The 7,129-nt window shown below is 67.3% G+C and carries 8 protein-coding genes; 1 reads left to right on the forward strand and 7 read right to left on the reverse strand.

What is annotated here, in order from left to right:
* Positions 1-278, forward strand: a 278-nt coding sequence (locus tag ACIKT0_RS10355) for a GcrA family cell cycle regulator (protein ID WP_407105272.1), incomplete at its 5' end; no start/stop codon positions are given.
* A gap of 231 nt (positions 279-509) precedes the next feature.
* Here ACIKT0_RS10355 and phoB read toward each other — a convergent pair.
* From phoB to ACIKT0_RS10390, 7 genes are all read right to left on the reverse strand, one after another.
* A complete protein-coding gene (gene phoB / locus ACIKT0_RS10360; RefSeq protein ID WP_183396618.1) occupies positions 510-1,211 on the reverse strand; it encodes a phosphate regulon transcriptional regulator PhoB in 702 nt (233 codons plus the stop codon).
* Positions 1,212-1,222: 11 nt separating this feature from the next.
* Positions 1,223-1,936 (reverse strand): phosphate signaling complex protein PhoU, encoded by a 714-nt coding sequence (gene phoU / locus ACIKT0_RS10365; RefSeq protein ID WP_407105273.1) that lies wholly within the window; start codon positions 1,934-1,936, stop codon positions 1,223-1,225.
* 46 nt (positions 1,937-1,982) lie between these two features.
* Positions 1,983-2,801, reverse strand: a complete 819-nt coding sequence (pstB, locus tag ACIKT0_RS10370) for a phosphate ABC transporter ATP-binding protein PstB (protein ID WP_407105278.1) — start codon at positions 2,799-2,801, stop codon at positions 1,983-1,985.
* Positions 2,802-2,827: 26 nt separating this feature from the next.
* On the reverse strand, positions 2,828-3,652 hold the full coding sequence (gene pstA / locus ACIKT0_RS10375) for a phosphate ABC transporter permease PstA (protein WP_407105274.1): 825 nt from the start codon (positions 3,650-3,652) through the stop codon (positions 2,828-2,830).
* A 51-nt stretch (positions 3,653-3,703) separates the two neighbouring features.
* A complete protein-coding gene (pstC, locus tag ACIKT0_RS10380) occupies positions 3,704-4,699 on the reverse strand; it encodes a phosphate ABC transporter permease subunit PstC (protein WP_407105275.1) in 996 nt (331 codons plus the stop codon).
* A gap of 83 nt (positions 4,700-4,782) precedes the next feature.
* Entirely contained in the window at positions 4,783-5,829 is a 1,047-nt protein-coding gene (pstS, locus tag ACIKT0_RS10385; RefSeq protein WP_407105276.1) for a phosphate ABC transporter substrate-binding protein PstS, read from the reverse strand.
* A 152-nt stretch (positions 5,830-5,981) separates the two neighbouring features.
* The coding region (locus ACIKT0_RS10390; RefSeq protein WP_407105277.1) for an ATP-binding protein at positions 5,982-7,129 on the reverse strand (1,148 nt) is incomplete at its 5' end.

A 7,129-nucleotide genomic window follows, 5' to 3' on the forward strand; every position in this document is an offset into this window, starting at 1 on the left:
CGCCCGTCGCGGCTCCCCGGCCGATCGCCGCGCCCCGCCTCGTGCCGCTCGAGGTCGTCGAGAACGCGGCGCTGGTGTGCGAGCGGGTCACCATCATGGAGCTCCGCGAGAACATGTGCCGCTGGCCGCTCGGCGATCCCAGCCAGGCCGAGTTCCGCTTCTGCGGCGGCCGTTCGTCGCCCGGCGACGCGTACTGCAGCCATCACGCGGCGATCGCCTACCAGCCGGCGCATGACCGGCGGCGCGACCGCCGCCCGGCTCCGGCCCTGACGCACTGACGTCTTCGCTGGCCGACAGCCCTGCCGGGCTGCGGTCAGCGTCCGCAGTCGGTGACGCGACGGACCGGGCTTCGGCCCGGTCTTTTTGTTTCGGCTCCGCTATGGCTGCGGCCGATCGGCGAACCTGGCGCGTGTCGGCTCCCGTCCCCGCCCGCTGCGAGCTCGGCCCGCCGTGTTCGGGTCCGGTCATGAGCCCCGTAGTCTCGCCTGAGAGTGAGACGCCGATGATCGCTACTGCTGGCGCGCGAACGTCTCGTCGAACGAATAGCCGGCGCCACGAACCGTCCGGATCGGATCCGGTTTCCGGCCGCGATTGATCGCCTTGCGCAAGCGGCCCACATGGACGTCCACCGTCCGCTCGTCGACATAGACGTCGCGGCCCCAGACGCCATCGAGCAGTTGCTCCCGGGTGAAGACCCGCCCGGCCGACTGCATCAGAAATTCGAGCAACCGGAACTCCGTCGGTCCGAGATGGACCTCCCGGGCGTGGCGACGCACGCGGCGGTTTTCGCGGTCGAGCTCGATGTCGCCCGCCTTCAGCGTTCGCGAGACGTGCTCGGGTTTGACCCGGCGCAACAAGGCGCGGACACGGGCGAGGAGCTCCGGCACCGAGAACGGCTTCACGACGTAATCATCCGCGCCGGTCGCGAGACCGCGAATGCGTTCGCCTTCCTCGCCTCGCGCAGTAAGCATGATGACCGGAAGCAGTTCGGTCTCGCGCCGCGTGCGCAGCCTCCGGCATATTTCGATGCCCGACACGCCCGGCAGCATCCAGTCGAGCAACAGCAGGTCGGGCGGCGACTCCCGCAGCCGGATCTCGGCCTCGTCGCCACGCGCGACGGTGTCCACGTCGTAGCCTTCAGCCTCGAGATTGTAGCGGAGGAGCGTCGTCAGGGCCTCTTCGTCCTCGACGATCATGACGCGCGGCTTCATCGGGGCCCCCGTCAGCGGCCGAAGTCGATGGCGGTGGCGCTGGTGAGATCGGCCTTCGGCCGTTCGTCGGTGAGCGGCACGCCATGAACGAGGTAATAGACCGTCTCGGCCACGTTGGTGGCGTGGTCTCCGATCCGCTCGATGTTCTTCGCGCAGAAAAGCAGATGGGCGCAGAAGCCGATATTGCGCGGATCCTCCATCATGTAGGTCAGGAGTTCGCGGAACAGCGAATTGTACAGCGCGTCGATCTCTCCGTCGCGGTTCCAGACCTCGATCGCCTTGGTCTCGTCGCGACGCGTATAGGCGTCGAGCACGTCCTTGAGCTGCGCGAGCGTCAAATCCGAGATGTGCGCGACGCCGCCGGCGAGCTTGGGAGGCTGGAACTGCCCCTCGAGCGCGACCACGCGCTTCGCGATGTTCTTCGCAAGGTCGCCGATCCGCTCCAGGTCATTGGCGATGCGCAGCGCCGCCACCACCTCGCGCAGGTCGATGGCGACCGGCGCGCGCCGGGCGATCGTGCGGATCGCGTTCTCCTCGACCTCGGCCTGGAGGCGGTCGATCGAGCGGTCCCATTCGATCACCCGCTTGGCCAGCGCCGTGTCGCGCCGCAGAAGGGCGTCGATCGACTCTGCGACCAGCTTCTCGCAGAGACCGCCCATCTCGGCGAGCTTGTCGCCAAGCTCCTTGAGGTCGGCGTCGAACGCGCTGACGATATGGTCGGTCATGGACTTGGTGCTCTCATCTACGTTGAAGCCGAGACGTCTCAACATCTCAGCCGAAGCGGCCCGTGATGTAGTCCTGCGTGCGTCGGTCATGAGGGCTCATGAAGATCTGCTCGGTCTCGCCGAATTCGACGAGTTCGCCGAGATACATGAACGCGGTGTACTCTGAGGTGCGCGACGCCTGCTGCATGTTGTGGGTGACGATCGCGATCGTATAGTCGGCCTTGAGCTCGTCGATCAGCTCCTCGATCTTGGCGGTCGAGATCGGATCGAGCGCCGAGCATGGCTCGTCGAGGAGGATCACCTCCGGTCGCACCGCGATGCTGCGGGCGATGCAGAGCCGCTGCTGCTGGCCGCCCGACAGGCTGAGTCCGCTGGCGTCCAGCTTGTCCTTGACCTCGTTCCACAGCGCCGCGCGCTTGAGCGCCGCCTCGACGCGGCCGTCGAGCTCCGACTTCGAGATTGTCTCGTACAGGCGGACGCCGAAGGCGATGTTTTCATAGATCGACATCGGGAACGGCGTCGGCTTCTGGAACACCATCCCGACGCGCGACCGCAGCAGGTTGAGGTCGAGCTTGGGCGACAGGATGTCGATGCCGTCGAGCAGCACCTCTCCCTCGGCGCGCTGCTTCGGATAGAGGTCATACATTCGGTTGAGGACCCGCAGCAGCGTGGACTTGCCGCAGCCCGAGGGACCGATGAAGGCGGTCACCTTGCGTTCGTAGATCGGCAGGTCGATGCCCTTGAGGGCGATCGAGTCCCCATAGAAGAACTTGAGGTCCCGGACGGTGATCTTCTCAGCCTGGCCGGCGCCGACATGAACCTTCGGCTGGGCGGCCGACCGGGCGGCGGACACGGGGGCGATCATGGCCGCGCGCGCGACATCAGTGCTGGTCATTTCCGACTCCCGGCTGCGAGGATACGGGCGGCGATCGAGAGCGTGAGCACCGCGAGGGTGATGAGCAGCGCGCCGGTCCAGGCGAGTTGCTGCCAGTCAGTGTAGGGGCTTAGGGCGAACTGGAAGATCACGACCGGCAGGCTCGCCATCGGAGCGTTGAGGTCCGAGCTCCAGAACTGGTTGTTGAGCGCGGTGAACAGCAGCGGCGCCGTCTCGCCCGAGACGCGGGCGATCGCGAGCAGCACGCCTGTGATCATTCCGGCGCGCGCAGCCCGATAGGCGATCCGCTGGATCACGACCGCCCGCGGCAGGCCGAGCGCCGAAGCGGCTTCGCGAAGCTGGTTGGGCACCAGGTTCAGCATGTCTTCGGTGGTCCGCACCACGACCGGAACCACGAGAATCGCCAGCGCGAGCGCGCCCGCAAGGGCAGAGAAATTGCCCATCTGGATCACCACGACCTCATAGACGAACAGGCCGATGACGATCGAGGGCGCGCTCAGCAGGATGTCGTTGATGAACCGCACCGTGGTGGTGAGGCGGTTGTGGCGGCCGTACTCGGCCATGTAGGTGCCCGCCAGAATGCCGATCGGGGTGCCGACCGCGACGCCGATCGCCGTCATGATCAGGCTTCCCACGATCGCGTTCAGGAGACCGCCCTGGGAGCCGGGAGGCGGGGTCGATTGCGTGAAGACGTCAAGCGACAGGCCGCCGACGCCCTTGAACACGAGGGTGGACAGGATCGCGAGCAGCCAGAGGAGCCCGAAGGCGGCGGCGGCGAGCGAAAGGCTCATCATGACGAAGTTCAGGCGACGCCGGCGCATATAGCGCGGGCGGCTCGCGGAGTGGGCGACGGGCGCCGGGAGCGACATCGGTCAGGACCCTTGCTGGCGCTCGAGGCGCAGCAGCATGAGCCGCGCGATCGCAAGCACGATGAAGGTGATGATGAAGAGGATGAGGCCGAGCGCGATCAGCGACGAGGTGTAGAGTTCGCCGACCGCTTCCGTGAACTCGTTCGCGATCGAGGCGGAGATTGTCGTTCCCGGCGCGAGGATCGAGCCGGAGATCCGGTGCGCGTTGCCGATCACGAAGGTCACCGCCATCGTCTCTCCCAGCGCGCGGCCGAGCCCGAGCATGACGCCGCCCACGAGGCCGACCCGGGTGTACGGGATGACGATCCGGCGGATCACCTCCCAGCGCGTGCAGCCGACGCCGTAGGCCGCCTCCTTCAGCACCGCCGGGACGGTCTCGAACACGTCGCGCGAGACCGAGGTGACGAAGGGAAGGACCATGATGGCCAGGATCAGGCCGGCCGTGAGGATGCCGATGCCGTAGGGAGGTCCGGCGAACATCGTCGAGAGGATCGGCACCGAGCCGAAGGTCGAGATCAGCGCGGGCTGCAGCGTCGCCTGCAGGAAGGGCGCGAACACGAACAGGCCCCAGATCCCGTAGATGATGCTCGGGATGCCGGCGAGCAGCTCGATCGCCACCCCGATCGGCCGGCGCAGAACGGGCGGGCAAAGCTCGGTCAGGAAGATCGCGATCCCCAGGCCGACCGGAACCGCGATCAGCATCGCGATCAGCGAGGTCACGACCGTTCCATAGATGGGCGCCAGCGCGCCGAACTTCTCGGTGACCGGGTTCCAGCTCTCGGTCGTGAGGAAGTCGATCCCGAAGGTGGAGAGCGCCAGCCATGCGCCGATCACCAGCGCGAGGATCACTCCGCTCAATATGCCGAGCACCGCCAGCGCCGAGGCGCGCGTCAGATGCCGGAAGACGTTGTCCTTGAGGCGGAAGGAGCGCAGGCGGCTCGCGCGCGCGGCGTCCGGCTTAAGCAACAATGTCGGCGCTTGCAGCGACGCGTCGGTCATGCGGGCTGGTCTCGAGCAGGAAGGGAGGGAGGGAGGAGAGCGGAGGCGACTTGGGGCCGCCTCCGCGGAGAGCCGCTAAAGGCTCAATTCGTGGCCGAGTACAGCGCCTGCCCGTCGGCGCCCTTGATCTCCTTCGCCCAGACGCTCTGGACCTCGGAGACCACCTTCTCCGGCATCGGGATGTAATCCAGCGCCTCAGCCATTTCCGCGCCGCCCTTATAGGCCCAGGCGAAGAACTTGAGCGCCTCGGTCGCGGCGGCCGGATCCTTCGGCTGCTTGTGGATCAGGATGAAGGTGGCGGCCGTGATCGGCCAGCTGTCGGCGCCCGGCTCGTCCGTGAGGATGATGCCGAAGCCCGGCTCGGCATTCCAGTCGGCGTTGGCCGCAGCCGCCTGGAACGACTTGATCACGGGTTCGACGGCCTTGCCGTCCTTGTTGATCATCTTGGCGTGGGCGAGCTTGTTCTGCTTGGCGTAGGCGTATTCGACATAGCCGATGGAGCCCTTGGTCTGGGCGACATAGTTGGCGACGCCCTCATTGCCCTTGCCGCCGAGGCCGGTCGGCCACTGGACGGCGGTCGCGGAGCCGACCTTCTCCTTCCATTCCGGGGAGACCTTGGAGAGGTAGTTGGTGAAGTTGAAGGTCGTGCCCGAACCGTCCGAGCGATGCACGATCGCGATCGCGCTGGAGGGCAGCTTGGCCTCGGGGTTGAGCTTCTTGATCGCCGGATCGTCCCAGCTCTTGATGTCGCCCATGAAGATCTTCGCCAGCGTCGGGCCGTCGAGGGTCAGGTCGCCGGGGCCGACGCCCTCGACGTTCATGACCGGCACGATGCCGCCCATCACCATCGGAAACTGGACGAGACCGGCCTTGTCGAGCTGATCGCCCTTCAGGGGAGCGTCGGTGGCCCCGAAGGTCACGGTCTTGGCCTGGATCTGCTTGATCCCGCCGCCGGAGCCGATCGACTGGTAGTTCAGGCCGACGCCGGTCTCCTTCTTATAGGCCTCGGCCCACTTGGCGTAGACCGGGTACGGGAAGGTCGCGCCGGCGCCGGAGATGTCGAGCGCCGAGGCCGGCGCCGCCATCAGCATCGTAGCGGCGACCGCTCCGAGAATTCGAGTGAGCTTCACGATCTGCTCCTGCTGCGTTCGTCGAAGAGAGCTTTGGCCGACGGCCGCGGGGTTCGCGATCGAGGCTGCCGGAGGTCTACCGCTCCAGCGCAACTCTTCTATGACGCCGACATGACAGCTGGATGACGGCCGAGGCCCCAAGAGGATGAGGCTTATCCGGCCTGTTTGAGCGGGAGCTCCGATGCGTCGTGCGGCTCGTCTTCCGCGCGAGCGAGCGCAACCGTGAAGCTCGCCCCCTGCCCCGGGACGCTGTCGATCAGCAGGCGTCCGCCGTGACGCTGCACAATGTGCTTCACGAGCGCGAGCCCGAGCCCTGTCCCGCCCTTGTCGCGGCTCTCCGCCACGTCGACGCGGTAGAACCGCTCGGTCAGACGCGGCAGATGCTCGGGGGCGACGCCGGGGCCGTAGTCGCGCACGACCAGCAACGCGGCGTCCCCGACACCACGTCGGACCGAGACGTCCACCTTGCCGCCGGACTGCCCGTACTTGATCGCGTTCTCGGTCAGGTTCTCGGCGACCCTGATGAGCTCGTCGCGGTCGCCGTGAACGAAGACGGCTTCGGGATCGACCGTCAGCCGAAGTTCGACGCTGCGCTCCTCCGCAAGGGGCCCCAAGGCGTCCGTCACCCCGCGGGCGAGCGCAGAAAGATCGACCAGCGCGCGTGGGCGAACATGCGCCTTCAGCTCGATCCGGGACAGCGACAGCAGATCGTCGATCAGCCGGGACATTCGGTTCGCCTGCGCGCGCATGATCGTCAGAAAGCGCTCGCGCGCGTCGGGATCGCTGCGGGCGGGGCCTTGCAGGGTCTCGATGAAGCCGAGCAGGGAGGCGAGCGGCGTGCGCAGCTCATGGCTGGCGTTGGCGACGAAGTCGGCCCGCATCTTCTCCGACCGCCGCTGCTCGGTGAGATCGCGCAGCGTGACGATGATCGTGAATGGCTGGCGCGGGCTCACGCCGCCGGCTGCGACATGCGCTTCGCGCCACCGCTCGACCGGGACCCGCTCCATATAGGAGACGACCTGCGGCTCCGCCGACGCCGAGACGGCCCGGACCGCATCCAGGACTTCCGGCGCCCTGAGCGCGAAAGAGACCGGCTCGCCTGTGCGGATTTCGCCCAGCGCGGCCGTCGCGTGCTCGTTGAAGGCGAGCACGAGCCCGCGACGATCGAGCACCAGAACGGGTTCCGGCAGTCCTGACAGGATGGCCCTGGATTCCGGCCGGACCAGTCCGGCGATCGCGTCATCGGGAGCGGCGACGCCCCGCCGCCGGCGCCACGAACGTCGCCGCCAGCGACGCCTCC

Source organism: Hansschlegelia beijingensis (assembly GCF_045505405.1).
GTDB classification, from domain to species: Bacteria; Pseudomonadota; Alphaproteobacteria; order Rhizobiales; family Methylopilaceae; genus Methylopila; species Methylopila beijingensis_A.